This is a genomic window from Microcella alkaliphila, from assembly GCF_002355395.1.
Classification (GTDB): Bacteria; Actinomycetota; Actinomycetes; order Actinomycetales; family Microbacteriaceae; genus Microcella; species Microcella alkaliphila_A.
In genome coordinates, this window is the sequence record NZ_AP017315.1 from 1556524 (window position 1) to 1582324 (window position 25801).

General features: G+C 67.4%; 29 protein-coding genes and 1 riboswitch. Of the genes, 16 read left to right on the plus strand and 13 right to left on the minus strand.

What is annotated here, in order from left to right:
* Positions 1-7 precede the first annotated feature (7 nt).
* The 4 genes from CPY97_RS07575 to CPY97_RS07590 form a co-directional block, all read right to left on the minus strand.
* Positions 8-376, minus strand: coding sequence for an RNA polymerase-binding protein RbpA (locus CPY97_RS07575; RefSeq protein WP_096421558.1), 369 nt, complete (start codon positions 374-376; stop codon positions 8-10).
* Between the two features lie 130 nt (positions 377-506).
* Positions 507-1268 (minus strand): glycerophosphodiester phosphodiesterase family protein, encoded by a 762-nt coding sequence (locus CPY97_RS07580; protein WP_173826872.1) that lies wholly within the window; start codon positions 1266-1268, stop codon positions 507-509.
* Positions 1269-1274: 6 nt separating this feature from the next.
* On the minus strand, positions 1275-2201 hold the full coding sequence (locus CPY97_RS07585; RefSeq protein ID WP_096421560.1) for an SPFH domain-containing protein: 927 nt from the start codon (positions 2199-2201) through the stop codon (positions 1275-1277).
* On the minus strand, positions 2198-2677 hold the full coding sequence (locus CPY97_RS07590; protein WP_096421562.1) for an NfeD family protein: 480 nt from the start codon (positions 2675-2677) through the stop codon (positions 2198-2200). Before CPY97_RS07590 ends, CPY97_RS07585 begins: the two co-directional genes overlap by 4 nt.
* Positions 2678-2779: 102 nt before the next feature.
* Here CPY97_RS07590 and CPY97_RS07595 point away from each other — a divergent pair, with 102 nt between their 5' ends.
* Together CPY97_RS07595 and CPY97_RS07600 are read left to right on the plus strand one after the other, a co-directional pair.
* A complete protein-coding gene (locus CPY97_RS07595) occupies positions 2780-3553 on the plus strand; it encodes an SDR family oxidoreductase (protein WP_096421564.1) in 774 nt (257 codons plus the stop codon).
* Positions 3554-3555: 2 nt separating this feature from the next.
* The gene (locus tag CPY97_RS07600) at positions 3556-4017 is read left to right on the plus strand and encodes an NUDIX hydrolase (protein WP_096421566.1); all 462 of its coding nucleotides are present in this window, start codon (positions 3556-3558) and stop codon (positions 4015-4017) included.
* A 4-nt stretch (positions 4018-4021) separates the two neighbouring features.
* Here the strand turns inward: CPY97_RS07600 and CPY97_RS07605 are convergent, their stop codons facing one another.
* Positions 4022-5041 carry a TerC family protein gene (locus CPY97_RS07605; protein ID WP_096421568.1) on the minus strand — a complete coding sequence of 340 codons (1020 nt, stop codon included), beginning with the start codon at positions 5039-5041 and terminating at the stop codon, positions 4022-4024.
* 219 nt (positions 5042-5260) lie between these two features.
* On the opposite strand from CPY97_RS07605, the gene CPY97_RS07610 reads away from it, so the two are divergent.
* Genes CPY97_RS07610 through CPY97_RS07625 form a run of 4 tightly spaced genes read left to right on the plus strand, consistent with a single transcriptional unit; the run spans position 5261 to position 7004 of the window.
* Positions 5261-5557: a hypothetical protein gene (locus CPY97_RS07610; RefSeq protein WP_096421570.1), complete on the plus strand. Its 297-nt coding sequence runs from the start codon at positions 5261-5263 to the stop codon at positions 5555-5557.
* Between the two features lie 9 nt (positions 5558-5566).
* Positions 5567-6343, plus strand: coding sequence for a hypothetical protein (locus CPY97_RS07615; protein WP_150129224.1), 777 nt, complete (start codon positions 5567-5569; stop codon positions 6341-6343).
* Entirely contained in the window at positions 6340-6627 is a 288-nt protein-coding gene (locus CPY97_RS07620) for a PLDc N-terminal domain-containing protein (RefSeq protein ID WP_096421574.1), read from the plus strand. Before CPY97_RS07615 ends, CPY97_RS07620 begins: the two co-directional genes overlap by 4 nt.
* Positions 6624-7004, plus strand: a complete 381-nt coding sequence (locus CPY97_RS07625) for a GNAT family N-acetyltransferase (protein WP_231923880.1) — start codon at positions 6624-6626, stop codon at positions 7002-7004. Before CPY97_RS07620 ends, CPY97_RS07625 begins: the two co-directional genes overlap by 4 nt.
* 88 nt (positions 7005-7092) lie before the next feature.
* Here CPY97_RS07625 and CPY97_RS13455 read toward each other — a convergent pair whose 3' ends face one another.
* On the minus strand, positions 7093-7248 hold the full coding sequence (locus CPY97_RS13455) for a hypothetical protein (RefSeq protein WP_161494097.1): 156 nt from the start codon (positions 7246-7248) through the stop codon (positions 7093-7095).
* 78 nt (positions 7249-7326) lie between these two features.
* Here CPY97_RS13455 and CPY97_RS07630 point away from each other — a divergent pair, with 78 nt between their 5' ends.
* The gene (locus CPY97_RS07630) at positions 7327-7908 is read left to right on the plus strand and encodes a helix-turn-helix domain-containing protein (protein ID WP_096421576.1); all 582 of its coding nucleotides are present in this window, start codon (positions 7327-7329) and stop codon (positions 7906-7908) included.
* Positions 7905-8801: an EamA family transporter gene (locus CPY97_RS07635; protein ID WP_419866099.1), complete on the plus strand. Its 897-nt coding sequence runs from the start codon at positions 7905-7907 to the stop codon at positions 8799-8801. Before CPY97_RS07630 ends, CPY97_RS07635 begins: the two co-directional genes overlap by 4 nt.
* Here the strand turns inward: CPY97_RS07635 and CPY97_RS07640 are convergent.
* The 4 genes from CPY97_RS07640 to CPY97_RS07655 form a co-directional block, all read right to left on the minus strand.
* Positions 8789-10294, minus strand: coding sequence for a bifunctional hydroxymethylpyrimidine kinase/phosphomethylpyrimidine kinase (locus CPY97_RS07640; protein ID WP_096421578.1), 1506 nt, complete (start codon positions 10292-10294; stop codon positions 8789-8791). The genes CPY97_RS07635 and CPY97_RS07640 overlap by 13 nt on opposite strands.
* Entirely contained in the window at positions 10291-10938 is a 648-nt protein-coding gene (gene thiE / locus CPY97_RS07645; protein WP_096421580.1) for a thiamine phosphate synthase, read from the minus strand. Before thiE ends, CPY97_RS07640 begins: the two co-directional genes overlap by 4 nt.
* The gene (thiM, locus tag CPY97_RS07650; protein ID WP_096421582.1) at positions 10935-11744 is read right to left on the minus strand and encodes a hydroxyethylthiazole kinase; all 810 of its coding nucleotides are present in this window, start codon (positions 11742-11744) and stop codon (positions 10935-10937) included. The genes thiE and thiM overlap by 4 nt, the downstream gene beginning before the upstream one ends.
* Positions 11735-11830: riboswitch (TPP riboswitch) on the minus strand. Its footprint overlaps the gene before it by 10 nt.
* 41 nt (positions 11831-11871) lie before the next feature.
* Positions 11872-13053: a trans-sulfuration enzyme family protein gene (locus tag CPY97_RS07655; protein WP_096421584.1), complete on the minus strand. Its 1182-nt coding sequence runs from the start codon at positions 13051-13053 to the stop codon at positions 11872-11874.
* Between the two features lie 95 nt (positions 13054-13148).
* Between CPY97_RS07655 and CPY97_RS07660 the strand changes: the two genes are divergently transcribed.
* A complete protein-coding gene (locus CPY97_RS07660) occupies positions 13149-13646 on the plus strand; it encodes an Lrp/AsnC family transcriptional regulator (protein ID WP_173826873.1) in 498 nt (165 codons plus the stop codon).
* Positions 13647-13659: 13 nt separating this feature from the next.
* Here CPY97_RS07660 and trpD read toward each other — a convergent pair whose 3' ends face one another.
* Positions 13660-14715 (minus strand): anthranilate phosphoribosyltransferase, encoded by a 1056-nt coding sequence (gene trpD / locus CPY97_RS07665; protein ID WP_096421588.1) that lies wholly within the window; start codon positions 14713-14715, stop codon positions 13660-13662.
* A 78-nt stretch (positions 14716-14793) separates the two neighbouring features.
* Here trpD and CPY97_RS07670 point away from each other — a divergent pair, with 78 nt between their 5' ends.
* From CPY97_RS07670 to CPY97_RS07685, 4 genes are read left to right on the plus strand one after another with little or no spacing between them, the layout of a single operon-like run.
* On the plus strand, positions 14794-15423 hold the full coding sequence (locus tag CPY97_RS07670) for a cytochrome c oxidase subunit 3 (RefSeq protein WP_231923881.1): 630 nt from the start codon (positions 14794-14796) through the stop codon (positions 15421-15423).
* A 58-nt stretch (positions 15424-15481) separates the two neighbouring features.
* Positions 15482-16282 (plus strand): cytochrome c, encoded by an 801-nt coding sequence (locus tag CPY97_RS07675; RefSeq protein ID WP_096421590.1) that lies wholly within the window; start codon positions 15482-15484, stop codon positions 16280-16282.
* A gap of 29 nt (positions 16283-16311) precedes the next feature.
* Positions 16312-17394, plus strand: a complete 1083-nt coding sequence (locus CPY97_RS07680) for a ubiquinol-cytochrome c reductase iron-sulfur subunit (RefSeq protein ID WP_096421592.1) — start codon at positions 16312-16314, stop codon at positions 17392-17394.
* A complete protein-coding gene (locus tag CPY97_RS07685; protein ID WP_096421594.1) occupies positions 17391-19016 on the plus strand; it encodes a cytochrome b in 1626 nt (541 codons plus the stop codon). The genes CPY97_RS07680 and CPY97_RS07685 overlap by 4 nt, the downstream gene beginning before the upstream one ends.
* Positions 19017-19096: 80 nt before the next feature.
* On the opposite strand, the gene CPY97_RS07690 is transcribed toward CPY97_RS07685, so the two are convergent.
* The gene (locus CPY97_RS07690; protein ID WP_096421596.1) at positions 19097-19498 is read right to left on the minus strand and encodes an RDD family protein; all 402 of its coding nucleotides are present in this window, start codon (positions 19496-19498) and stop codon (positions 19097-19099) included.
* Positions 19499-19580: 82 nt separating this feature from the next.
* Between CPY97_RS07690 and lipB the strand changes: the two genes are divergently transcribed.
* The 3 genes from lipB (at position 19581) to glnA (ending at position 22790) form a co-directional block, all read left to right on the plus strand.
* Positions 19581-20264, plus strand: a complete 684-nt coding sequence (lipB, locus tag CPY97_RS07695) for a lipoyl(octanoyl) transferase LipB (RefSeq protein WP_096421598.1) — start codon at positions 19581-19583, stop codon at positions 20262-20264.
* Positions 20261-21250 (plus strand): lipoyl synthase, encoded by a 990-nt coding sequence (gene lipA, locus CPY97_RS07700; protein WP_096421600.1) that lies wholly within the window; start codon positions 20261-20263, stop codon positions 21248-21250. Before lipB ends, lipA begins: the two co-directional genes overlap by 4 nt.
* 115 nt (positions 21251-21365) lie before the next feature.
* Complete coding sequence (glnA, locus tag CPY97_RS07705; protein WP_096421602.1) at positions 21366-22790, plus strand: type I glutamate--ammonia ligase; 1425 nt, start codon at positions 21366-21368, stop codon at positions 22788-22790.
* 66 nt (positions 22791-22856) lie between these two features.
* Here glnA and CPY97_RS07710 read toward each other — a convergent pair whose 3' ends face one another.
* A complete protein-coding gene (locus tag CPY97_RS07710) occupies positions 22857-25793 on the minus strand; it encodes a bifunctional [glutamine synthetase] adenylyltransferase/[glutamine synthetase]-adenylyl-L-tyrosine phosphorylase (RefSeq protein ID WP_096421604.1) in 2937 nt (978 codons plus the stop codon).
* Positions 25794-25801 lie beyond the last annotated feature (8 nt).

The following is a 25801-nucleotide window of genomic DNA, read 5'->3' on the forward strand; positions in this document are numbered from 1 at the left end:
GTCGGCGTTACGCGCCGATCTTTTCGCCGCCGCCACGGCGCGCGCGTAGCAACTCGAGACGCTCTTGGAGCAGCTCCTCGAGCTCGTCGCGGGTGCGGCGCTCGAGCAGCATGTCCCAGTGGGTGCGCGCGGCCTTCTGCTCGCCCTCGTCACTTTCGATGGGCGTGCCATCGGGGGTGAGCAGGCGGCCCTCTTTGCCGGACTTCGGCGACTCCCACAGGTCAGGGAGCTCGGCGTCGGCGGCAAAGATCACCTCGAATTCTTCGCCATCGGCCGTGCGGAAACGAGCGCGCTGACGATCGGCAAACTCGACGCCGTCCTCGCTCTGCACGCTCTGCGAGCCGAGTCGCATGCCGCGAAGGGTTCGATCAGCCATCGTGCACCTCCTGTCACCGTCCGGAACGATTCCATGTAAAGGTATAGGCCCGGCAGATGAGAACCGACGACGAAGGCGCTGTGTTCCCAGAACTTTGACAGTCCCGGCGCGGCCGTCGCCGACGAGGGCGTCAGGCGCGGCTCGCCACGACAGCGAGCGCGAGATCGGCGCGGTCGGTCACGATTCCGTCAACGCCGAGGTCAAGGAGCCGCTCCATGTCGGACGGCTCATTGACGGTCCACACGTGCACCTCGACGCCTGCGGCGTGGAAGGCGGCGATGCGCGCGGGAGTCACCGTCGTGAGCCCGAGGGCGCGCTCGGGGATCTGCACGGCGTGCAGGCCGCGCAGGGCCCGGCGCACCAGGGGAGTGGCCCGGAGGACTGTGGCGGCGAGTGCCATCGCAAAACGGGGCCCGGATGCACTGGTCGCCACCGTGGGAAGCAGCCGTAGCGCGGCCGCGCGGCGCCGCTCGCTGAAGCTCGTCACCAGCACACGCTGTTCAGCCGAGGTTGCGCGAATGGCGGCGACGGCCGGTTCGATGGAGCCGGGTGACTTGAGGTCGATGTTGAAGAATGCGTCGGGGAAGGCATCCAGCGCTTCGGCGAGTGTCGGCACGTGCTGCCCGGCGCCGAGGTCGAGCCGGGCCAGCTCCGTCGCGGTGAGGCCATCCACGCGCACGTCGACGCCACCGACCCGGCTGAGGTCGTCATCGTGCGCGACGATCGCGTGCCCGTCGCTACTCGCGTGCACATCGGTCTCGATGTGGTCGGCACCGGCCTCGAGCGCGTGCTGAAACGCGAGCAGCGTGTTTTCTGGAGCGGAAACGGCGAGGCCGCGGTGCGCCAGCACACGCGGCCTCGCCGGAGCGAAGTAGGGCAGTTCGCTCGCCACAGGGCGCTACGCGCTCGGGGGAGTGCGGTGCTCACCCTTGGGCGAGAAGAAGCCCTGCCCGATTCCCTTCAGCGCCTCGGTCAGCTCGCTCGGGATGATCCACATCTTGTTCGAGTCGCCTTCGGCAAGCTTCGGAAGTGTCTGCAGGTACTGGTACGCCAGCAGCTTCGGGTCGGGGTCGCCCTTGTGGATTGCGTCGAAGACCGTCTGGATGGCCTCGGCTTCGGCCTGGGCCCGCAGCACCTGGGCCTTCGCGTCACCCTCGGCCTTCAGGATCTCGGCCTGTCGGCGACCTTCTGCCTCCAGAATCTGCGACTGCTTCGTACCCTCGGCCGTGAGGATCGCCGCGCGGCGGTCCCGCTCGGCGCGCATCTGCTTCTCCATTGAGTCCTGAATCGACACGGGCGGGTCGATCGCCTTCAGCTCGACACGGTTGACGCGAATGCCCCACTTGCCGGTCGCCTCGTCGAGCACGACGCGGAGCTGACCGTTGATGTTGTCGCGGCTCGTGAGCGCCTCTTCGAGGTTCAGGCCACCGACGACGTTACGCAGGGTCGTCGTGGTCAGTTGCTCGACCGCGGCGAGGTAGTTCGCGATCTCGTAGGTCGCGGCACGGGCATCCGTCACCTGGAAGTAGACGACCGTGTCGATCGAAACGACGAGGTTGTCCTCCGTGATGACGGGCTGAGGGGGGAACGACACGACCTGCTCGCGCATGTCGACCAGAGGTCGCATGCGGTCGATGAACGGCACCAGGATGTTCAGACCCGGCTGCAGTGTCTTGTGGTAGCGGCCGAGGCGTTCAACGACACCGGCGTAGGCCTGGGGAACAATGCGAATCGCGCGGACGATCACCACGATCACGAAGATCGCGAGAACGACGAGCAGGGCGATGACGAACAGCTGCCCGATGAATTCGGATGGGCCGATCATTCGGTCTCAGTCCTTTCTTCTGGCGCAACCTCCACGGTCGCCCCGTCGACGCGGGTGACGACGAGTCGTGCGCCCTCCGCGATGGTCGTGTGTTCGTGATCGGGCGCACGTCGCGCCGACCACGTTTCTCCGTTTGCCAGCCGAGCGAAGCCGCCGCCGTCCGTGATGTCGCTGGTTGCCCGTGCGCGCATCCCGTACAGGGCGTCAATGTTGCTCTTGGTGGGGTCGCCGCCCGACTTCAGGCGTTTGAGCAGTAGCGGGCGGATGGTGAACAGCAGGCTGCCCGCGATCACCGCGGCGAGCACGATCTGCGCCCACCAGGGCAACCCGAGCAGGTCGGCGCCGAGCCCACCGATCAGCGAACCGGCCGCGATCATGAGGAAGGTGAATTCCAGGGTCAGCAACTCGATGATCACGCAGATCAGCACGAAGACGAGCCACATGATCCACAGGTACTGGGTGAGGTCCAGCAGCATCGTGGCGCCCCTTCGTCGCGTGCTGTCAAACGGTGCTTTTGGCACGCTATCAGCACACACCGACGCGCAGCCGAACATCAGCACCCGGTACGCTCGGAACCCGTGAACAGTCCACTTCCCGCTGGCGCACTCGCCGGCAAGACCGCCCTCGTCACGGGATCCTCGCGCGGCATCGGCGCAGACACCGTCCGCTACTTCGCGGCGGCGGGCGCCAACGTCGTCATCAACTACCGCTCGAAGGCGCCGCGCGCCGACAAGCTCGTCGCGGAGCTGGCCGAGCAGGGAACCGCGGCGATCGCCGTCGGAGCCGACCTCACCGATCCGGAGTCCGTCGCCGCGATGATGGACACGATCCGCGATCGCTTCGGCTCGCTCGACGTCCTCGTGCTGAACGCCTCCGGTGGGATGGAGTCGAACATGGGCGAGGACTACGCTCTGCGCCTCAACCGCGATGCGCAGGTGAACGTGCTCGAGCAGGGAACCGCGCTGATGGGCGAGGGCGGCCGCGTCGTGTTCGTCACGAGCCACCAGGCACACTTCATCCGCACCGTTCCGACCATGCCGGAATACGAGGCGGTCGCGCTCTCGAAGCGTGCGGGCGAGGATGCTCTGCGCGAGCGCATCGCGGACCTCGCGGAGCGAGGGATCGGCTTCACCGTCGTGTCCGGCGACATGATCGAAGGCACCATCACCGCGACGCTGCTGGAACGCGCGCGTCCCGGCGCCATCGAGACGCGGAAGGAAGCGGCCGGCAAGCTCTACAACGTCTCAGAGTTCGCCGCGGAAGTCGCGCTCGCCGCCGTCGAACCCGTACCGGCGGACAACACGCGCCTCGTGGGCGACGTCAGCTACTTCACCGAGTACGCAGGCGAATAGTCATGGGGCCGACGCCCGGCCTGCGACGCACCTCCCGCATCCTCGTGGTCGCATCCGATGGAGCCGCGCTGCTGTTCTTCACCGCGGCTCCCGACTCGTCGCGCTTCGCGCGGTGGATCACGCCGGGCGGCGGGGTCGACCCCGGAGAAACGCACGCTCAGGCCGCGGTGCGCGAGCTGTTCGAGGAGACGGGGCTGGAAGTCGACAACGTGGGCGCGAGCATCCACTCGTTCGATTTCGATGTGCGCTGGGACGAAGCCGATCACGATCGGGGTCACGCCGTGTACTACGTTCTTCGCGTCGCGGAACGTTTCGAACCGTCGAATGCGAACTGGACGCCCGACGAGCACGTCGACGTGACCGCGCACCGCTGGGCGACAGCGGACGACCTTGAGTCGGGTACCGAGCCGTTCGAGCCCGCGCACCTCCCCGACCTGATTCGGCTGGCGGCGAGGTCCGTCTGACGCGTCAGGAACGCGTCAACTCTTTGCGACCGAACACTGCCTCGGCGCTCGCCAGCTCGTCGTCGGTGGCTTCGCGGAACGGCGGAGCCTGGTCGACCCCAGGCGCGTGGCGACCCTGGCCACGCGTCTTCACGATGCTCGCCACGATCGCAGTGGTCAGGATCAGAGCGATGACGGCCAGTGATATGGCGGTCGGCACGTGCAGCACGTCGATCAGGGCAAGCTTTGCACCCACCCACAGCAGGACGACCGCGAGCCCGATCTTCAAGTACACAAAACGGTGAATGAGGTCGGCAAGCAGGAAGTACAGCGCTCGCAGCCCGAGGATGGCGAACGCATTGGCGGTGAATACAATGAACGCCTCCTGGCTCACGCCAAAGATCGCGGGAATCGAGTCGACAGCGAAAATGATGTCGCTCACCTCGACGAGCACGAGCACGGCGAGCAGGGGAGTGGCGTAGACGACGCCCGCGCGACGGATCACAAATTTCTGCCCGTAATACGCGTCGGTCATGGGGGTCACGCGCTGGAACCACCGCATCACCTTCGAGTTGGCGACGTCGATGTGGTCGTTACGCTTCACGATCATCGTGATGGCCGTGTAGATGAGGAAGGCCGCGAAGATGTACAGCACCCAACCGAATTGGCTGATGAGCACGGCGCCCACGCCGATGAAGATCCCGCGGAATACGAGGGCGCCCAACACGCCCAAGAACAGTACGCGGTGCTGATACTGCCGCGGCACCCCGAAGAAGGTGAAGATGATCGCCCAGACGAAGACGTTGTCGACCGAGAGCGACTTCTCGATGAGGTACCCGGCGTAGTACTGCTGGCCGAACTCGGCGCCCCACACCGCCCACACGATGCCGCCGAAGATGACGCCGACGACGATATAGAAGAGGCTCCAGAGAGCGGCCTCGCGCACGCCGATGACGTGCGCCTTTCGGTGCGCGAACAGATCGATCGCGAGCAAAGCGATGATGGCGCCGATGACGGCGAACCAGACCCAGAGAGCGACGTCCATGGTGCAGTTCTCCTGACCACCCGACACGCGGGTGATGATCAGGAGGTCTCTCCCAACCGGCGAACCGGTCCGTGGCCCCGGGTTCGATTGCGAACCGTGGTGACGAGGCGACGTCGAGTGCGGGGATACTCCCCTCCGCGCGCAACTAGAGCACACCGCGGGGCTCCTGTGCCAATCGGCACGCGGGTACTTTTCAGCGTCACGCGCTGAAATCGCGACATGGATGCGCCGGGAAGCTACGACACGGAACTCGCCGTGGCGAGCATCCCGCCGTTTTTCGACTCGCCGGTGTCTGGCCTCTTGATCGTGGTGTTCGCGTCCGGGCTGTGGGCGCTCACCCCGCTGCACGCCCATCGACAGTGGATGCGCGACTCGACGCTCATGGCGTGGGTCGCCATCGTCATCATCGCTGGGCCCATCGGCGCACTCAGGTGGTTTGCGTGGGGGAGGCCGGCGGTTCGCCGCTACGGCGTGTCGGGGGAGAAAGGTCTGGTCACGGGCAACGACTACCCCTAGAGTCGGGGCATGCTCACACTTTTTCTGCGTTCTGCTCAGCATCGACGCGTCGCTGTCGCATCCACTGTCGCTGCGGCAGCGCTCGTCATGGCGGCATGCGCAGGGGGAGTGGACACCGCCGAGTCCGACCCGACGGGCGAGGCGCCGATCCTCGAAATCATCGACGCGACGCCGTCCGTGCTGACCGGCGTGGGGCCGACGCTCGAAAAGCCGATCATGCTCGACATTCCCGAAGGATCAAACTCGTTCCGCATCGAGTTCGACTGCGAAGGCCCCGGCGCGTTCGCCATTGAGTTCGGCACCATGCTGGAGGCCACCGCGGGTTCGCACCGCGGCGAGTGCTCCTCCACCAGCGAATTCGTCTGGCCTATTACCGAGTCGTTCCGCTCGGCCCTGCGCATCTTCGTCCATGACGAGGCATCGTGGACGCTGACGCCGGCGTTCTCGCCGATGCCGTTCCTGACCGACGCGTCGATCGGTGCGGACTGCGCTGCGTTCGTTCCCATCGTGAGCGCCCTGTCGAATGCGGATCACGGCTACCGCTACTACAACGCCGTAGATGAAGACGAGTGGAGCGAGCGCATCGCGCTCGCCACGGCCGACCTCGACGCCCTCGCCGCCTCCGCGGAATCCGAACTGAAGGACGTGTTTGCCGGCGTGCGGGCAACACTCGGGGGAGACGTCGGGATGGCACTCGATAGCGCGTACGACGCGGTCACCACCATCCACACGGCGTGCAGTCGCAACCACACGGCGGTCTACTACATGGCGGAGTTTGGCGGATGAGCGTGACCGAGTTCCCGCCGCCCGTTGCGGGTGCGGAGTTGGTGCTCCCGCCGCTTTACGACGCCGTCTGGTCGATGGCCGTCCTCATCGTGGTCATACCGCTCGTCTGCGCGATTGTGTCCATTTCCCGGCACCGCGACGGACTCACGAGCCTGGCCCTCGTCGGCTGGTTGCTCCTGGTCGTCTTTCTACAGGTCATCGGACCGCTGCTGTGGTTCCTGATTGGCCGTCCGCACACGCGAGATCGCTTACTGGTTTCGACAGACGCGAGTGTGCGGCGGTGACGTACGAGGTCCGCACCGCCACTGCTGGTGACGCCACGGTTCCGACGCAGCGCATCGCCGTGGCGGAACGCGACGCCGAGATCATCGGCTTCGCATCGTCCGGGCCACCGCTCGATGAGTCCGATCGGGCGACCGGAGCCGGGCGCCAGCTGTACACCCTGTACGTGCTCGCTGAGCACCACGGAACCGGCATCGGCCAGCAATTGCTGGATGCTGTGGTCACCGACGAGGATGACACGGTTCGGTGGGTGGCAAAGCGCAACCCGCGCGCTCAGGCGTTCTACCGCCGCAACGGATTCCGATTCGACGGAACGGTCAAGCCCGACGACCGGGTGCCGACGTTTCTCGAGGCCCGAATGGTGCGCATCGCCGAGTAGGACCAATATCCGATAATCTGCATTATGTCAGATCAAGAGCGATTCGACCCCGGTAGTGACGTTCGCGCCGCTCCCCGCGCCGCTGCACTCAGTCCGCGAGTCCGAGCAGCGGCCGGACCTCGACGCGGCGATTGCATGCGCGCGATGCGGCGACCGCCACGTGTCGTGCCGCGTCGATGGCCGCCCCTTCGTCGGAGGTGGCCGAGCCGCTGACGGTATCGATGACGCCTAGAAAGAAGTGCACGGCACCGAGCCTAGATCGGCCCGGGTTCCCCGTGCGCGTCGACGGCATTGTGCACCTAAAGTGCAGTATAGTGCACTCATGGACACGTCGGCCAGCGCCCCCGATGAACTCGCCGCCGCGATCGGTGCCCGCGTGCGCGATGCACGCATCCGTCGGTCGCTCACGCTCGATCAGCTCGCTGCGTCTGCGGACGTGTCGCGGCGGATGCTCGTCAACGTCGAGCAGGGATCCGCCAATCCCAGCGTCGCCACCCTGTTGCGGCTTGCGCAGGCTCTCGGTCTCGGTCTTCCCGAACTCGTCGAGCCGCCGCGCGCTGGCGACGTGGCGGTCTCCCCGGCGGGATCAGCTCCGGTGCTGTGGCGCGGTGACGCCGGTGGTACCGCATCCCTGCTTGCCAGCGCGAAGACCCCCGACGTGCTCGAGCTCTGGACCTGGACCATGCACCCCGGAGAGACGCGAGACAGCGACGCTCACCCCACGGGCGCGCGCGAGCTGGTGCACGTTATCGCCGGCACGCTCGAGTTGATCGTTGACGGCGACCGACACAGGCTCGGCGCGGGGGCCGCGGCGAGCTTTCCGGGAGATCGGCCCCACAGTTACCGACCCGCCGACGGCGAACCCGTCACGTTCATCCTCACCGTCTTCGAGCCGGCCCCGTGAGCGTGCTCGAACGGGGAGCGGCCCGCGCGACCGCCGCCACTCCCCCGTGGACGCTCGCCGTCGCGGCGATGCTCATGATCCAACTCGGCTCGGCCCTGTCGGCGGCCCTGCTCATTCCCGAGCTGGGGGCCGGCGGCACCGCCTGGCTCCGCCTGACGCTCGGCGCGATCATCCTCGTCGCGATCGCCCGGCCGCCCCTGCGATCGATCCGCCGCAGCGACGTGCTGCCGCTCCTTGGGCTGGGGGTAGCGACCGGCCTCATGACGGTGTTCTTCCTTGCCGCTCTCGCGCGCATCCCCCTCGGCATCGCCGTCGCGATCGAATTTCTCGGTCCTCTCGCCGTCGCCGCGCTGCGCCGACCGAGCGGTCGAGCGCTGGCGTGGCCGCTGCTCGCCCTCGCGGGCGTCGTGCTCATGACCGAGCCGTGGCGCGACACCGTCGACCCGATCGGGGTGCTGTTTGCGGCCCTTGCCGGCACCGGCTGGGGCATCTACATCGTGCTCACGCAGAAGGTGGGCGACCGATTCAGCGGCATTCGCGCTCTCTCGATCACGATCCCGATTGCCGCGCTCACGGCCGCGCTCATCGGCGTGCCCCAGGCGGTCGGCTCGCTGCGGCTGGAGCACCTCATCATCGGAGCTGGGCTGGCGCTTCTCGTGCCCGTCGTGCCTTTCGCCCTCGAGATGGTCGCTCTTCGCCGCATGACGGCCACCGCGTTCGGCACCCTCATGGCCGTCGAGCCCGCGATCGGCCTCGTCATCGGGATGCTCGTGCTGCTGCAGGTACCGGGGCTCGCGCAGATCGCGGGGATCGCCCTCGTCGTCATCGCGGGGGCGGCCGCTCAGCGAGGCGGACGCCGCTCGGCACCCCCGCTGGCCGCTCAGCCGACGTGACCGGGGTCAGTCGCGGTGTACGCAGAGGACACCTCGGTCCCGCGCCAGGCTTCGTCGAAGAAGTCCCTCTCCCAGATCAGCGAGACGTCGTGGGCGCGCTCCATTGACCGACGCTGCTCGTGACTCGCTGTAGCGGCGATGCGGGATGCGACCGACTCCGCGAGCGCGCTCGTGCGCAAGAACTGGGGGTCACCGTACGCATCGAGCCACTCGGCGTACGGGTGGCCCGCCCTCTCGATCGGCGCGAAGCGACGGCCCAGGTCCGCGTACACCGTAAAGCACGGCAGCACCGCCGCGACCGTTTCGGCATAGTCGCCCCGGGCCGCCGTGCGTTCCAGGTGGTCGAGGTAGCCCACCGTCACCGGAGCGGGCATCCCGACGTCCTCGCCCACGATGCGGCGGTGCAGGCGCTCGACCTCGAGGTCCGCGCCCTCGGCCGAAGCCGCCCAGAACTCTCGATCATCCGTCGTAGGTGCGAGCTCGGCGAGGCGACGCAGCACGCGCCCGTAACCCGCCAGGTAGTGGGCGTCCTGACGGAGGTATTCCGCCATGTGCCCGCGGCATAGGGAGCCGTCGGCCAATCCGCGGACGAACGAGACAGCGAGAATGTCGGCCCGTACGGCGGCACCGCGATCCCACGCGCTGCGTGCCCACGACCCGTTCTCGCGGTCAGCAGAGGTGCGCGGGTCGAGCGCGTGCAGGTGATCGATCGGCCCGTTGCCCGAGCCTACGGCGAGCCCCTCCCCCGCGCGGATCGCGGCGGTGAGCCACGCTTTCACCTGAACGAGTCCGTCCTCCCAGGTGGCGCCGTCCGCCCGCACTGTTGCCAGAGCGGCCGAGAGCGAGCAACCCGTGCCATGGGTGTTGCGGCTCTCCACCCGCTCCCCCGGCACCTCGTACACGTCGTCGCTGTCGACGAGTGCATCGGGCGCGCTCGGACCGGCGAGGTGGCCGCCCTTCACGACGACCCGCGCGCCGGTTTGCCTCGACAGTCGCCGTCCCTGATCGAGGGCGTCCGACCACGAGGCAGCGCGAGGGGCGCCGACGAGGGCCGCGAGCTCATCGAGGTTGGGCGTGATGAGGTGCGCCGCACGTGCCAGCTCGAGCACCGCCCGCTCGGCGGCAGCGTCCAGCAGTCGGTGCCCGCTCGTCGAGATCATGACCGGGTCGAGGACCACGACGGCGGGGCGGGTGCGCCGCACCCACTCGGCGACGACCTCCACGATGGGAGCGGAGAAGAGCATCCCGATCTTGACCGCATCGACCGCAATGTCGTCGGAGACCGCACGGAGTTGATCCGCCACGAACTCGGCCGGCGGAGCGTGGACGCCGTCGACGGCGCGCGTGTTCTGTGCCGTGAGCGCTGTGATGGCGGCCATGCCGTAGCCGCCGAATGCCGCGATCGACTTCAAGTCGGCCTGGATGCCCGCCCCGCCGCTCGGATCGGATCCGGCGATCGCGAGGACGCGAGGACGCGACGGCCGGGCGCTCATCGGCGTGCCGCCTCGCGGAAGGCGCGGGCGGCCGCGCGTGGATCGCTCGCACCGGCGATGGCCGACACGACCGCGACCCCCGCGGCGCCTGCCGCGCGGAGGCCGGCCACGTCGTCGGGTCGGACGCCGCCGATCGCGACGCACGGGATGCTCGTGCGGGCAACCAGTGCGGCAAAGCCGTCGATGCCAAGCGGCGCGGGATGATCGGGCTTCGTCGCGGTCGGCCTGATCACGCCGACGCCGAGATAGTCAACGGTGCCCGGTCGCAACGCTTCGGCGGTGGCGAAGTGATCCACCGTGTTCGCGGTGAGTCCGATGACGCTTTCTGCTCCGAGCAGGCGGCGCGCCACCTCGACCGGCAGATCCGATTGGCCGAGGTGCACGCCGTCGACCCGCGCTCCGCGGTCCCTCGCGGCGAGCACCACGTCGACCCGGTCGTCGACGAGCACGGCAGCGCGGCCAGCGACCGTGTCTGAAACGCGCACGGTCCGCTCGATCAACTCGCGCGCGCTCGCGGTCTTCTCGCGCACCTGGACGATCGTCACTCCCCCGTCGACCGCGGCGTCGACGATCGCGCACAGAGTGTCCGTGGGAAGCCCCTCGGCCGTGACGAGATGCAGGGACAGATCAGTCGACGCCGTCACGACGCGATGCCCTCGCTGACGCGCGCGCTGAGCGCGGAGTCGCGCGGCGTGAGAGCGTCCAGCTCGTCGAGGAAAGCCGGAGAGAAACTGCCCGGCCCGACTCCGCGCGCTTCCGCGCGCTCCGACGCGACGGCGTAGACCGCCGACGCGGCCACCGCCGCGGAGAACGGATCGGTAACGGCGAGAAAAGCCGCCATGACGGCGCCGAGCGAGCATCCGCCGCCCGTGATTCGCGTCAGGAGTGCGCTACCCCCGGATACGCGAGCTGCGCGTCGCCCGTCGGTGATCAGGTCGCGCTCGCCGGACACGGCGACGACCGCGCCCGTCTCTTCCGCGAGTCGTGTGGCCGCGTCCAGCGCATCGTCGGGGCTGTCGGTGCTGTCGACGCCGCGCCCTCCCGACCCCGCGCCCGCCAGCGCGATGATCTCAGAGGGGTTCCCCCGGATGATCGCGGGACGGTGCGCGAGCAGTTCGGCGGCGAGAGCGGTGCGTATGGGCAGGGCCCCCACGGCGACAGGGTCGAGCACCCAGCGGGCGTTCTCGACGACGGTCTCCCTCGCCGCGTCGCGCTGTTCGGCGGTGGGCGTCCCGAGATTCACGAGCACTCCGCCCGAAATGCGGGCGAAGACGCCCGCCTCACCCGGTATGTCGCACATCGCGGGCGAGGCTCCGATCGCGAGCAGCGCGTTAGCAGTCATGTTGGTCACCACCGCGTTCGTGATGCACTGCGTGAGCGGCTGCGAGGAGCGCAGCAGGGCGAGGGCATTCTCCGGATCAACGAGGACGGCGGATTGGTGCGCAGACATAACGACATTCCCTTCGCTAGTACGAGCTAGATCAGGTTCAACGGGTGTGATCTCAGCCCGCGCGGCGGGCACCCCGTGTCAACGGCGCCGACAATAGCACAGGGCGTGTGAGAGGAGCGGTGCCGGACTAGCCGAGCCCGATCTCCAGGTCCTCCCACAGGTCGTCGATGCCTTCGAGCCCGACGGAGAGGCGAACGATGCCGGCACCGGGTCGCGCCTCGGGCGCGACGGGCCGGTGCGTAAGCGAGGCCGGGTGCTGAATCAGCGAATCGACGCCGCCCAGCGACACGGCGTGCGTGAACCAGCGACGGCCACGCGTGAGCTTCTGTGCGGCGGCGTAACCACCGACGAGGTCGACACTGAGCATCGCGCCCGGCCCCCGCAGTTGGCGGCCGAGGAGACCCTCCGGATCGCCACCGTCGACCGTCGGATAGAAGACACGAGCGACGGCGGGATGCTCGACGAGCCTCGCGGCGAGCTGCGCGGCGGTCGCCTGTTGCGCGCGAACCCGCAGGGGCAGCGTCGGCAGGCCGCGATGGAGCAGGTACGCGGCCATCGGGTGCAAGATTCCTCCGGTGATCGCGCGCACGGGGCGAATCGCGGTTGCCCACTCGGCGCTGACCGCGAGCGCTCCGCCGACGACGTCGCCGTGGCCGCCGAGGTATTTGGTCGCGCTGTGCAGCACGAGGGCGGCCCCCAACGCTGCGGGGTTTTGCAGCACGGGTGTGGCGAACGTGTTATCGACGAGGACGGGGCGCTCCCCTGCCGCGTCCACGACGGCCGCGATGTCGACGAGCTCGAGCGTGGGGTTCGCGGGCGTCTCCATGACGACCAGGCAGGTGTCGGGTCGAAGGGACCCGGCCACCTCGTGAGGTGAGCAGAAGGTGGTCTCGATCCCGAGCATCCCCGAGGCCAGCAGGTGATCGGTGCCGCCGTAGAGCGGGCGCACCGCGACGACGTGCCGGCCCGCACCGCGACTCGCCGCCGCGGTGACGGCTGCCGAGAATGCCGCCATACCGGAGGCGAAGGCTACCGACTCGTCGGTTCCTTCCAGTTCGGCGAGCGCGCTCTCGAAGCGGGCCACGGTGGGGTTCCAGAGCCGCGCGTAGACAGAGCCGCCCTCGGTGGGGTGCCCGCCCGTGGCCATCGACTCGTACGACTCTCCCCCGGTGTCGATATCGGGGAGGGGATTGGTCGATGACAGGTCGAGCGGCGGAGCGTGCACGCCAAGCCCCGTGAGATCGGCGCGGCCGGCGTGAACAGCCACGGTGTCGAGAGAGGCGGGGGCGACGGCGGTGTCGAGCGGCATGAAGAGAGTCTGGGCGAAGGCGCGGCAGCCATCAATGTTGTTCGAATAATCCGCGAGCGGTGGAGAAATTGCCGCTGAACCTGCAGGCTGGAGTGGTGGCTGACGTCTCCGACCCGCAGAATCCGCGCACCCCGCTCGACGCGGTCGATCGCGCACTGCTCGCCGCTCTCGATCAGAACGCACGGCTTACCAACGCGGCGCTCGCACAGGCGGCGGGGATCGCTGAGTCAACATGCACACAGCGGATGCGCGCCCTGCGAGATCGCGGCGTCATCCGAGCATTCCGCGCGGACATCGACCCTGCCGCCGTCGGTCGCCCCATGCAGGCCGTGATCAAGGTGCGGCTCGGCAGCCACGACCGGGACGGCGTCCTCGCCTTTCACGCGCGCTTGCGGCGAATCCCGGGTGTCATCCGCATCTTCCACGTTGCGGGCGCCGACGACTACCTGCTGCACGTCGCCGTTGCTGACGCGAGTACACTGCGCGACCTCGTGCTGGAGCACATCACACAGCACCCGGGCGTCGTCCACACCGAGACGCAACTGGTCTTCGACGTTATGGACGGCCCCGGAGTCGTGACTGCACGGGCCTAACCGCGACCTCGCGTCAACGCTGTGTTGCGGCGGCCCACTCGGCGAGCTTCGCCTGCGCCGCGCCTGAGTCGATCGCTTCGGTGGCGACGGCAAGCTGCTCCGCGAGCCGCTCAGTGATGGGTCGCGTGATCTGGGACGGGTCCTGCGCGAGCCCGAACGATACGAGGCCAGCAGCGGCGTTCAGCAACACGATGTCGCGCACGGCGCCCTCCTCGCCGGCAAGCACCCGGCGGGCGATGTCGGCATTGTGGGCCGGCTCTCCACCGAGCACCGCCTCAACGGGGTGGTAGCTCAAGCCCAGCTCGCGCGGGTCGATGTCGTGCTCGGTCACCGACCCCCTCGACACTTCCCACATGTGCGAGTGGCCGCTCACGCTGAGTTTGTCGATCCCGTCGTCGCCGCGATACACGAGCGCCGTGGCTCCGCGCGTGCGGAAGACCCCGACCATCAGCGGCACGCGGTCGAGATGGGCCACCCCCACGGCGGACGCTTCCGGGCGGGCCGGGTTCACCAGCGGCCCCAGGATGTTGAAGACGGTCGACACGCCCATCTCTCGCCGCGCCGGGCCCGCATGGCGGAACCCTGGGTGGAAAACCTGAGCGTTGAGGTACGTCACGCCCACTTCGCGATGCACGTCGGCGACTTCGTCCGGATCGAGCGCGAGGTTGATGCCCAGCTCGCCGAGGACGTCAGACGCGCCCGACTTCGAGCTTGCTCCGCGATTGCCATGCTTGGCGACCGGCACTCCCGTCGCCGCGACGACGATGGACGCAATGGACGACACGTTGACGACGGCCCCGTACGGGTCTCCCCCGGTGCCGACGATGTCGAGCACCATGGGATCGATCGCGACGGGATGCGCGTGGCTGAGCGCCGCATCCCGGAACCCGACGATCTCGCCCACCGTCTCACCCTTGACGCGCAACGCGACGAGGAATGCCGCCAACTGCGCGTCGGTCGTCTCCCCCGCCATGACCTGTTCCATGGCCCACGTGGCCTCGGCGATCGACAGATCCTGCCCCTCGATGAGTCGTGTGAGGACGGCCGGCCAGGTCAGGGTCACAGACATGTGACGATGCTAGTGAAAACCTGCAAAGTCGCGTGGCGAGCGCAAAGAACCTCCAGAAACATCGGTCATAATGTGACGGTGACCAGTACCCCACTCGCCGCATCGCTCAGCGCCCCCACGATCAACAGACCCAACGTCGTCGCCGTCGGAACGATCGTGTGGCTTGGCAGCGAAGTGATGTTCTTCGCCGGACTGTTCGCCATCTACTTCACGCTGCGGTCGACCTCACCTGAGTTGTGGGCGATGGGCACCGAGAAGTTCGACGTCACCTTCGCGGCGGTGAACACGACGATCCTCGTGCTGTCGTCGGTGGCCTGCCAGTTCGGGGTGTTCGCGGCCGAGCGCCTGCAGCCGCGACGCAAGAGCTGGAAGATCACCGAGTGGGGCATGATCGAGTGGTTCTTCGTGACCTACGCGATGGGCGCGATCTTCGTCGTCGGCCAGATCTACGAGTACTCGCTCCTCACGAGCAAGTTTGTGTGGCTGAACTCTGATGCATTTGGCTCGGCCTTCTATCTGACCACCGGCTTCCACGGCCTGCACGTGGTTGGTGGGCTCATCGCCTTCCTCCTCGTGATCGGCCGCGCCTATGCCGTCAAGAACTTCACCCACCGGGACGCCACCAGCGCCATCGTCGTGTCGTACTACTGGCACTTCGTCGATGTCGTCTGGATCGGCCTGTTCCTCGTCATCTACGTCCTCCAGTAAGTAGCCCGATCAGCTCGTAACGCGACAGCAGACACCGAGAATCGAGACGCACCGCACCATGGCAATCACCTCACCCGCTTCCCCCCGACGCACCGGCCGTCGCCACCCGCTGGCGACCGCGGCCCTGTTGATCGTCGGCCTCCTCGCGACGGGCGGCGCCTACGCGCTCGCCACGAGCACGGCAACGGCCGAGACGCCGGCACACACGGCCGAGATGGTCGAGGAGGGCGGCAAGCTTTTCGCGGCGAACTGCGCCAGCTGCCACGGCATCCTCGCTGACGGCACGGCAGCTGGCCCCTCGCTCATCGGTGTGGGCGCCCTCGCGGTCGACTTCCAGGTGGGCACCGGCCGCATGCCGATGGCCGCCTCGGGCCCGCAGGCCGAGGTCAAGCCCGTGCAGTTCAGCCAGGAGCAGATCGACGCGATGGGCGCCTGGGTTGCTGAGCTGGCACCCGGACCCGCCATCCCCGCCGAGCGCTACTTCGCGGGTGACGGCGACGTCGCGAACGGCGCCGAGCTGTTCCGCATCAACTGCGCCATGTGCCACAACGTCGCCGGCGCGGGAGGCGCGCTGACCGAGGGCAAGTACGCCCCGGGACTTGCGAACATCGACCCGATTCACGTCTACGGCGCCATGGTGACCGGGCCGCAGAACATGCCGGTCTTCAGCGACATGAACCTCACCCCCGAAGAGAAGAACGACATCATCTCGTACCTCCGCTACATCGACGAAAACCCGTCGGTCGGTGGCTTTGACCTCGGCTCGCTCGGCCCCGTTTCGGAGGGTCTCTTCATCTGGATCTTCGGCCTCGGCGGCCTCGTCGCCGTGACCGTCTGGCTCACCGCGAAGTCGAACTGACGGATGCGCGCGATTAGGAAGGATCGATAATGGCCGACATCCACGACGACCGCGACGAGGCAGTAGCCCCGTCGACCGAGGTCGCCACGGTGGACGACCACAGTGCTGCGGCTCCCGCGACCGCAGTTGTGCGCGCAGACCGTATTCCGAACCCCGGCTTCCCGCCGCACCGCCCGCGCGTCACCGACCTCGACCCCAAGAAGGAGAAGCAGGCAGAGCGCACCATCAGCGCCCTCTTCCTGCTCTCGATCGTGGGCAGCGTGCTGGCTGTGGTTGCGTACTTCGCGTTCCCGATCGACCAGGCCAACCCCGGCTCGGTACGTCTCAACAACCTGTTCCTCGGGCTCGGCATCACCCTCGCCCTTCTCGGCGTCGGTATCGGCGCCGTGCACTGGTCGAAGGCCCTCATGCACAGCCATGAAGAGGTCGAGATGCGCCACCCAACGCGCGGCTCGGACGAGTCGCGCACAAAGGCCGTCGAGATCTTCAGCCAAGCCAACAAGGAGTCAGGCTTCACCCGCCGCCGCCTTGTGCGCAACACGCTCATCGGTGCCGTCGCCGTGATGCCGATTCCGGCCGTCGTCATGTTCCGCGACCTTGCCGGCGACGACGACCCGGTCGCGTTGCTGAAGCAGACCATGTGGGACGAGGGTGTGCGGCTCTGCCGCGACCCCTCCGGCACCCCGATCCGCGCCGCAGACGTCACCATCGGCTCGGCGTTCCACGTCATCCCCGAGGGACTCGCGGAACTCGAATACCACCGCATCGAGGAGAAGGCCAAGGCGGCCGTGCTGTTGATGCGCCTCCCCGTCGACGAGCTCAATGAAGACCCCGCGAAGGCCGACTGGTCGTACGACGGCATCGTCGCCTACTCAAAGATCTGCACGCACGTGGGTTGCCCCGTCGCGTTGTATGAACAGCAGACGCACCACCTGCTGTGCCCCTGCCACCAGTCCCAGTTTGACGTCGCGAACCACGCCGAGGTCATCTTCGGACCGGCGGCACGTCCTCTTCCCCAGCTCCCGATCACTGTGGACGATGAAGGATTCCTTGTCGCGCGTAGCGACTTCCCCGAACCTGTGGGTCCGAGCTTCTGGGAGATTGCGCGATGACCACGACCACTACCCCGCCGAGCGCTGGCACGACGACGCAGGTCCCGCCGAGCACCGGCATGCGGTTCACCGGATGGGCCGCGAACTACATTGACGAACGCACGAGCGCGTCGACCGCGGTCAAAACTCTGGGGCGCAAGATCTTCCCCGACCACTGGTCGTTCATGCTCGGTGAGGTCGCGCTCTACAGCTTCATCGTCATCCTGATCAGCGGAACGTTCCTGACGTTCTTCTTCGATCCGTCGATGACCGAGGTCGAGTACAGCGGGTCGTACGTGCCGCTGCAGGGCATTCCGATGTCGGTCGCCTACCACTCGGCTCTCGACATCTCGTTCGAGATTCGCGGCGGCCTCCTGATGCGTCAGGTGCACCACTGGGCGGCGCTGCTGTTCGTCGCCGCGATCGCGCTGCACATGCTGCGCGTGTTCTTCACCGGTGCGTTCCGCAAGCCCCGTGAGCTCAACTGGGTCATCGGCTTCCTGCTCTTCGTGATGGCGATGGCGCTGGGCTTCACCGGCTACTCGCTGCCCGACGACATGCTCTCGGGCAACGGCTTGCGCATCATCGACGGCATGATCAAGGCGGTTCCGCTCGTCGGAGTCTGGATCTCGTACCTCCTGTTTGGCGACGAGTTCCCCGGCACGCAGATCATCCAGCGCCTGTACATCCTGCACATCATGTTGCTCCCCGCGATCACCATCGCGCTGATCGGGGTGCACATGCTGCTGTTGATCGTCAACAAGCACACGCAGTTCGCAGCCCCCGGCCGCACCAACGACAATGTCGTGGGTGCCCCGGTCATGCCGACGTTCGCTGCGAAGGCCGGTGGATTCTTCTTCATCGTCTTCGGCACCATCGTCCTGATTGCCTCGCTGTTCACGATCAACCCGATCTGGAACTACGGTCCGTACGACCCCTCCCCCGTGACAGCGGGTACCCAGCCCGACTGGTACATCGGCTTCGCCGACGGTGCCCTCCGTCTGATGCCGCCGAACCTCGACTGGGTGATTTTCGGCTACACACTGCCGATGGGCGTTCTCATTCCCACCGTCGTGCTGGTCGTATTCCTCGCAGCGATTGCGGCGTACCCGTTCTTCGAGGCGTGGATCACGGGCGACAAGCGCGAGCACCACATCGCCGAGCGCCCCCGCAACGCCCCGGTTCGCACCGGAATCGGCGCCGCGGCGGTCGTCTTCTACTGCGGTATGTGGGCGGCGGCAAGCTCCGACCTCATCGCGACGCACTTCCGCGTCACACTCGAGGGCGTCATCCACACGCTGCAGTTCATCACCGTGGTGGGGCCGTTCATCGCCTACTGGATCACCAAGCGTGTATGCCTGGCGCTCCAGCGCAAGGACCGCGAGATGGCGCTGCACGGTTTCGAGACCGGCCGCATCGTCCGCCTCCCCGGAGGCGAGTACATCGAGGTGCACGAGCAGCTCGACGACTACGAGCGCTGGAAGCTGGTGGCGCACGACGAGTACCAGCCGCTGATGATCCGCCCCGACGACAACGGCCGCATCACGGTGCGCCAGCGCGTCCGTGCAGGCCTCTCCCGCTGGTTCTTCGAAGACCGCGTCGCACCCGTCACGCAGAGCGAGATCGAGGCGGAGAAGCACTAATCTCCGCAGACGACAGCGGCCCCGGTTCCACGCTCGGAACCGGGGCCGCTGTCGTTGTGCCGAGGCGACGCCGAACGCAGCTACTTGACGAGCAAAACCGTTCCTGCGGCGCGGTCGTGTAGCCCCCGGTGGTTCACATCGAAGAACACAGCGGGCAGCACAAGCACGAGCAGGGCAGTGCGCAGCACCGGGCGCCACAGTCCGACGCGGCCACCCGCCATTGGCACCACGTGCATCCCCAGAATCAGGTGACCGGGGCTGCCGCCCAGAAGTGCGGTCGAAACGATGTGCAGACCGGCGAAGACGGCCAGGGTGGCGAGCGGCTCGTAGGAGAAGAACGCGGCCGAAATGATGACGCTAAAGCCCCAATCGATCGCGATGCCCCCGATGCGGCGCCCCAGGCGGGCGACCGAGCGGGATCCGGACTCGGGGAGGCCGATGCGTTGCCCCGGCCAGTCGGGAAGTTCACTATCGGGGGTCACACGCCCAGTGTAGAAGCACCGGGGTGGGCGAATTCGGGGCGCGCGCAGAGCCTTTCCGGCTTCGCGGCGTACACTCGGTCCCGTGATCGACTTTGTCGACACGGGGCTAAGCGCCAACTCCGTGCCGTACTTGTCGGGTCTCGAACAGCAGCGTGCCCTGCACGCTGCTGTCGTCGAGGGCCGGGCGCCTGATTCTGTGATGCTGCTCGAGCACGAGAGCGTCTACACCGCCGGCAAACGCACCGCGCCGCACGAGCGACCGACGGACGGCACGCCCGTCGTCGACGTCGACCGCGGCGGCAAGATCACGTGGCACGGCCCGGGCCAACTCGTCGGGTACCCCATCCTGCGCCTCGCCGAACCGATCGACGTCGTCGGCTATGTTCGCCGCCTCGAAGGGATGCTCATCGCCGTCCTCGATGACGTGGGCGTCACGGGCGCCGAACGCGTCCCCGGACGCAGCGGCGTCTGGATGCGCGGCACGGACAAGATCGCGGCCATCGGCATCCGCGTCGCCTCGGGCGTCACCATGCACGGCTTCGCGCTGAACTGCTCGAACAGCTTCGAGGCCTACGACCGCATCATCGCGTGTGGCCTCAGCGACGCCGGTGTCACCTCCGTTAGTCGCGAGCTCGGCCGAACCGTGACCCCCGCCGAGGCGGCCGTCGCGGTGCGCGCCCGCTTTGAGGAGCACGTCTACGCGCACGTCGCGAGTTCCGCATCCACCCCTGAATCACATCCCACACCCTCTGGAGTTCTCGCATGACCGCACCCGTCGACGGCCGCAAGATGCTGCGCCTGGAGGTGCGCAATGCGCAGACTCCGATCGAGAAGAAGCCGGAGTGGATCAAGACGCGGGCCAAGATGGGCCCCGAATTCAGCGCGTTGCGCTCCCTCGTCGGCGACAAGCAGCTGCACACTGTCTGCCAGGAGGCCGGCTGCCCCAACATCTACGAGTGCTGGGAAGACCGCGAGGCCACATTCCTCATCGGGGGAAGCCAGTGCACCCGGCGGTGCGACTTCTGTCAGATCGATACCGGGAAGCCGGCCGACTACGACACGGATGAGCCACGTCGCGTCGCCGAGAGCGTGCGCGAAATGAACCTGCGTTACGCCACGGTGACCGGCGTCGCGCGTGACGACCTCCCCGACGAGGGGGCGTGGCTGCACGCCGAGACTGTGCGGCAGATCCACGAGCTGAACCCGGGCACGGGCGTCGAAATTCTGGCGACCGACTTCAGCGGAAATCCCGAGCTGCTGCGCGTTGTCTTCGAATCGCGCCCCGAGGTCTTCGCCCACAACGTCGAGACGGTTCCGCGCATCTTCAAGCGCATTCGGCCGGCGTTCCGCTACGACCGCTCGCTAGACGTCATCACCCAGGCGCGCGACTTCGGGCTGATCACCAAGTCGAATCTCATCCTCGGGATGGGCGAGACGCGGGAGGAAGTCAGTCAGGCGCTGCGCGACCTCCACGACGCCGGCACAGACATTGTCACGATCACGCAGTACCTCCGCCCCACACCGCGGCATCACCCCATCGATCGCTGGGTGAAGCCGGAAGAATTCGTCGAGATCAAGGCGGAGGCCGAAGAGATTGGCTTCCTCGGTGTCCTCGCTGGCCCGCTCGTGCGCTCGAGCTACCGGGCCGGCCGGCTGTGGGCGCAGTCGATGGTCGCGAAGGGTCGCCCCATCCCCGACCACCTTCGTCAGCTGGCCGACAGTGCTGCCGGGTTTGCGCAGGCGGTCAGCTAGCCCGCGTAACATCGCCGAAACATTGGGGACACTGTGGGGAAATCCCACCCGTCTACGGTGAAACACGGTCGCAGTTGCGCCCGCCTACCCGGATCTAGCTCAGGAGACCATACGCATGTTCCGTGACTCGTCCGAGGTGCTGAAGTTCATCAAGGAGACGGACGTCAAGTTCCTTGACATCCGCTTCACCGATCTGCCCGGTGTGCAGCAGCACTTCAACATTCCCGCCTCCACCGTCGACGAAGACTTCTTCACCGTCGGCCAACTGTTCGACGGTTCCTCCATCCGTGGCTTCCAGTCGATCCACGAGTCGGACCTCCAGCTCATCCCCGACGTCTCGACCGCCTACGTCGACCCGTTCCGCACCGAGCGCACGCTCGTGATGGTCTTCGACATCTATAACCCGCGCAACGGCGAGATCTACACGCGTGACCCGCGCCAGGTCGCCAAGAAGGCCGAGAAGTACCTCGCCTCGACCGGCATCGCCGACACCGCCTTCTTCGCCCCCGAGGCCGAGTTCTACGTCTTCGACGATGTGCGCTACGAGGTCAGCCAGGGCAAGAGCTTCTACCAGGTCGACTCGGACGAAGCGGCGTGGAACACCGGTCGCGAGGAGGCCGGCGGAAACCTGGCCAACAAGACCCCGTTCAAGGGCGGGTACTTCCCCGTCTCCCCCGTCGACAAGCAGGCTGACCTGCGTGACGACATCGTCATGAAGCTCACCGAGGTGGGCCTGGAAGTTGAGCGCTCCCACCACGAGGTGGGTACCGCCGGCCAGGCCGAGATTAACTACAAGTTCTCCACGATGGTTCACTCGGCCGACGACATCTTGAAGTTCAAGTACGTTGTCAAGAACACCGCTCTCGAGTGGGGCAAGGTCGCGACCTTCATGCCGAAGCCGCTGTTCGGCGACAACGGTTCGGGCATGCACGTGCACCAGTCGCTCTGGAACGACGGCAAGCCGCTGTTCTACGACGAGGCAGGCTATGGGGGCCTCAGCGACATCGCCCGCTGGTACATCGGCGGCCTGCTAAAGCACGCACCCGCTGTACTCGCGTTCACGAACCCGTCGCTGAACTCGTATCACCGTCTCGTGAAGGGCTTCGAAGCCCCCGTCAACCTGGTCTACTCGGCGGGTAACCGCTCGGCGGCCATCCGCATCCCCATCACGGGCACGAACCCGAAGGCGAAGCGCATCGAGTTCCGCGCGCCCGACGCCTCGGGTAACCCCTACCTGGCCTTCGCGGCGCAGATGATGGCGGGTCTCGACGGAATCCTGAACAAGATCGAGCCGCACGAGCCGGTCGACAAGGATCTCTACGAACTCCCCCCGGAGGAGGCCAAGGGCATCCCGCAGGTTCCCGGTTCGCTCGAAGAGGCGCTCGTCGCTCTCGAAAACGACCACGAGTTCCTGCTCGCCGGTGGCGTCTTCACGAAGGATCTCATCGAGACCTGGATCGACTACAAGCGCGAGAAGGAGATCCTCCCCGCCGCGCAGCGGCCGCACCCGTTCGAGTACGAGCTGTACTTCTCGGTTTAAGCGCGACACAGTACGCCCGGGGGCCTCGTTCCAGCAGTGGAGCGGGGCCTTCGCGGCGTTTACGCCCTACGTGGCGTAGAAGCCTTTTTCAAACACCTGACGGGCCAGGCGTGTCGTGCGCAAGTAGTCCTCTTCGAGGCGCGCCGCCGACTTAGGCGGGTAGGCGAGCAGGCGGGCAATCGCATCGAGCTGCCGGCGGTCGGCGGGCAACACGTCCGTTGTGCGGCCCGTCCACAGCATTGCCGCCGAACGCACGCGAGATGCGATCAACCAGGCCGCACGCAATCGTTCGGCGTCGCGGGACGGAAGGAGTCCCGCGTCGGCGGCAGCGGCGAGGGCCCCCAATGTCGACGGAGTTCGCAGCGCGGGCTCCTCGTGGGCGTGGCGCAACTGCAGCAGTTGCACGAACCACTCGACATCGCTCAGTGATCCCCGCCCGAGCTTCAGATGCCGGGCGGGGTCGGCGGCCTGCGGCAAGCGCTCCGATTCGACTCGAGCCTTGATGCGCCGCACTTCCCGCGCCTCAGCCTCGCCGAACGTCGATGGATACCGAACGGCGTCCGCCAGTTCCATGAAGTCGGCCGACAGCGCGTCGTCCCCCGCCGCGGGTCGGGCACGCAACAGCGCCTGCGCCTCCCACGTCAGCGACCATCGTTCGTAGTAGGCACGGTAGGAATCCAGCGACCGCACGATCGGGCCGTTGCGTCCCTCGGGCCGAAGCCCCGCATCCAATTCGAAGGGCAAACGAAGGTCCTCGGTGAGCTGCCCCAGACGCGTGACGATGCGCTGGGCAACGGTCGCGGCGCGGTCGCCGGCGCCCGCGTCACGGAAGACGTAGATGACATCGGCGTCGGATCCGAATCCGAGTTCTGCGCCACCGTAACGGCCCATCGCGATGATGGCGAACTCCACCCCGTCGCCGTACGTATGCGCGAGCGCGAGGGCACCCGTGAGGTAGGCGGTCGTGATGTCGCTGAGAGCGACGCCCAACTGCTGAACGTCGATGACGTCGACCATGGCGGCGAGTGCGACGCGCAGCGTCTCTCGGCGGCGAGCGACTCGAAGCGCCTTCGCCGCCGCATCGTCGTCGCCCGCGTGCCGGGCAACCGTCGCACGGACCTCGTCGAGCAGCGCGCCGAGCGGGCGCGGGCGAAGTTCGTCATCGTCTTCGAGCCACGCGGCCCCGTCGGGGATGCGCTCGAACAGAGTCCCGACGAAGTGCGAGGCGGCGAGCACGGTCGACAGGCGCTGTGCGGCTCCGGATGAGTCACGCAGCATGCGCAGGAACCAGTAGGTCTCGCCGAGCGCGTCGCTCAGGCGCCGGAACGACAGCAGACCGTGGTCGGGGTCGGCGCCGTCCGCCAGCCACTGCAGAATCACGGGCAAGAGCGTGCGCTGGATGGCAGCACGGCGCGACACCCCGCCGGTGAGGGCGGCGATGTGCTGCAGAGCGCGTTCGGGATCGACGAAGCCGATGGCCGCGAGGCGCGCTTCCGCCTGGTCGGATGTGAGCGCCAGCTGCTCGTCGGGAAGCTTCGCAACCGCCGACAGTAGCGGCCGATAGAACAGCTTTTCGTGCAGCGATCGCACGGCGAGTTTCGTGCGCTGCCACTGCGACAGCAGTTCTTCGGCCGAGGATGCGAGGCCGGTCGCGCGCGCGATGACGCGCTGTCTGTCGGCGTCGCGCGGCATGAGGTGGGTGCGGCTGAGCCGGTCGAGCTGTAGGCGGTGTTCGATCACCCGCAGGAGGCGGTAGTCACCCGAGAATTCGGCGGCCTCGGCACGGCCGATGTAGCCGCACTCCGCGAGGGCCGCGAGGGCCCCCAGGCTGTCGCGTTGCCGAACGCGGTCGTCGTGATTGCCATGCACGAGTTGCAGCAACTGAACGGTGAATTCGATGTCGCGAAGCCCTCCGGGGCCGAGCTTCACCTGCACGTCCACCTCGTCGGCCGGGATGTGTGCCGTGACGCGTTCGCGCATCCCCTGCACCTGTTCGACGAAGCCGTCGCGCTGCGAACTCTCCCAGACGAGTGGCTGCGTGATGGCGAGGAACCCCTCCCCCACGTCCGGGTCCCCGGCGATGGGCCGCGCCTTCAGCAGAGCTTGAAACTCCCAGTTCTTCGCCCAGCGTTCGTAGTACGCGCGGTGGGAGTCGAGGCTGCGCACGAGGGCGCCGTCTTTGCCTTCCGGGCGCAGGTTCGCGTCCACCTCCCAGAGCGGCGGTTCAATTCCCGGCTCCTGGATGCTGCGGGCCGCCATCGAGGCCAATCGCGTTCCGATCTCTACCGCCCGCCCGGTTTCGATCCCATCGCCCGCCTCGACGGCGTAGATGACGTCCACGTCGCTCAGGTAGTTCAGTTCGGCAGCGCCGCACTTGCCCATGCCGATGATCGCCAGTCGCGTCGCTGCCACCTGGACGTCAGGAAAGCCGCATTCGCGGCGCGCGATGTCGAGGCCGGCATCGAGACTTGCGCCTGCGAGGTCGGCCAGCGCACGGCCCACCGCGGGCATCGCGGTGAGGGGGTCGTCGTGGTCGAGATCCCAGGCGGCCAATTGCAGCAGGTGTCGTCGGTAACGCACCCGTAGCGCGAGCCGCGCGTCCTCGCCCGTGAGCCTCGCCACAGCCTCCACGATGTCGCGGCGGTAGACCTCGGTATCCCGGGGCTCGCCGAGCGGCTCTCGAAGCGCCGCGAGCTCGTTCGGCCGCCGCAGGAGGAACTGGCCGAGGCCTTCGCTTGCGCCGAGAACGCGAATGATGCGGCGCATCCATGACGCGTCTTCCAATGCGGGCGCGAGCGCGTCGGGATGACGATCGAGCAGTGCGTGCAGACCCCTGAGGGCCCGATCGGGGTCGGCGGCGAGCGCGAAGAGATCGAGGTGCTCGGTGATGCCGCCCGCACCCGGCGTCGCATCGAGCGCGTCGATCGTCGACTTCGCGGCGCCGAGATCGTCGAAACCGAGTCGGGCGAGCAGCGTCAGCGTCGACGCCGGACGGGAATTCATGCGGGTGG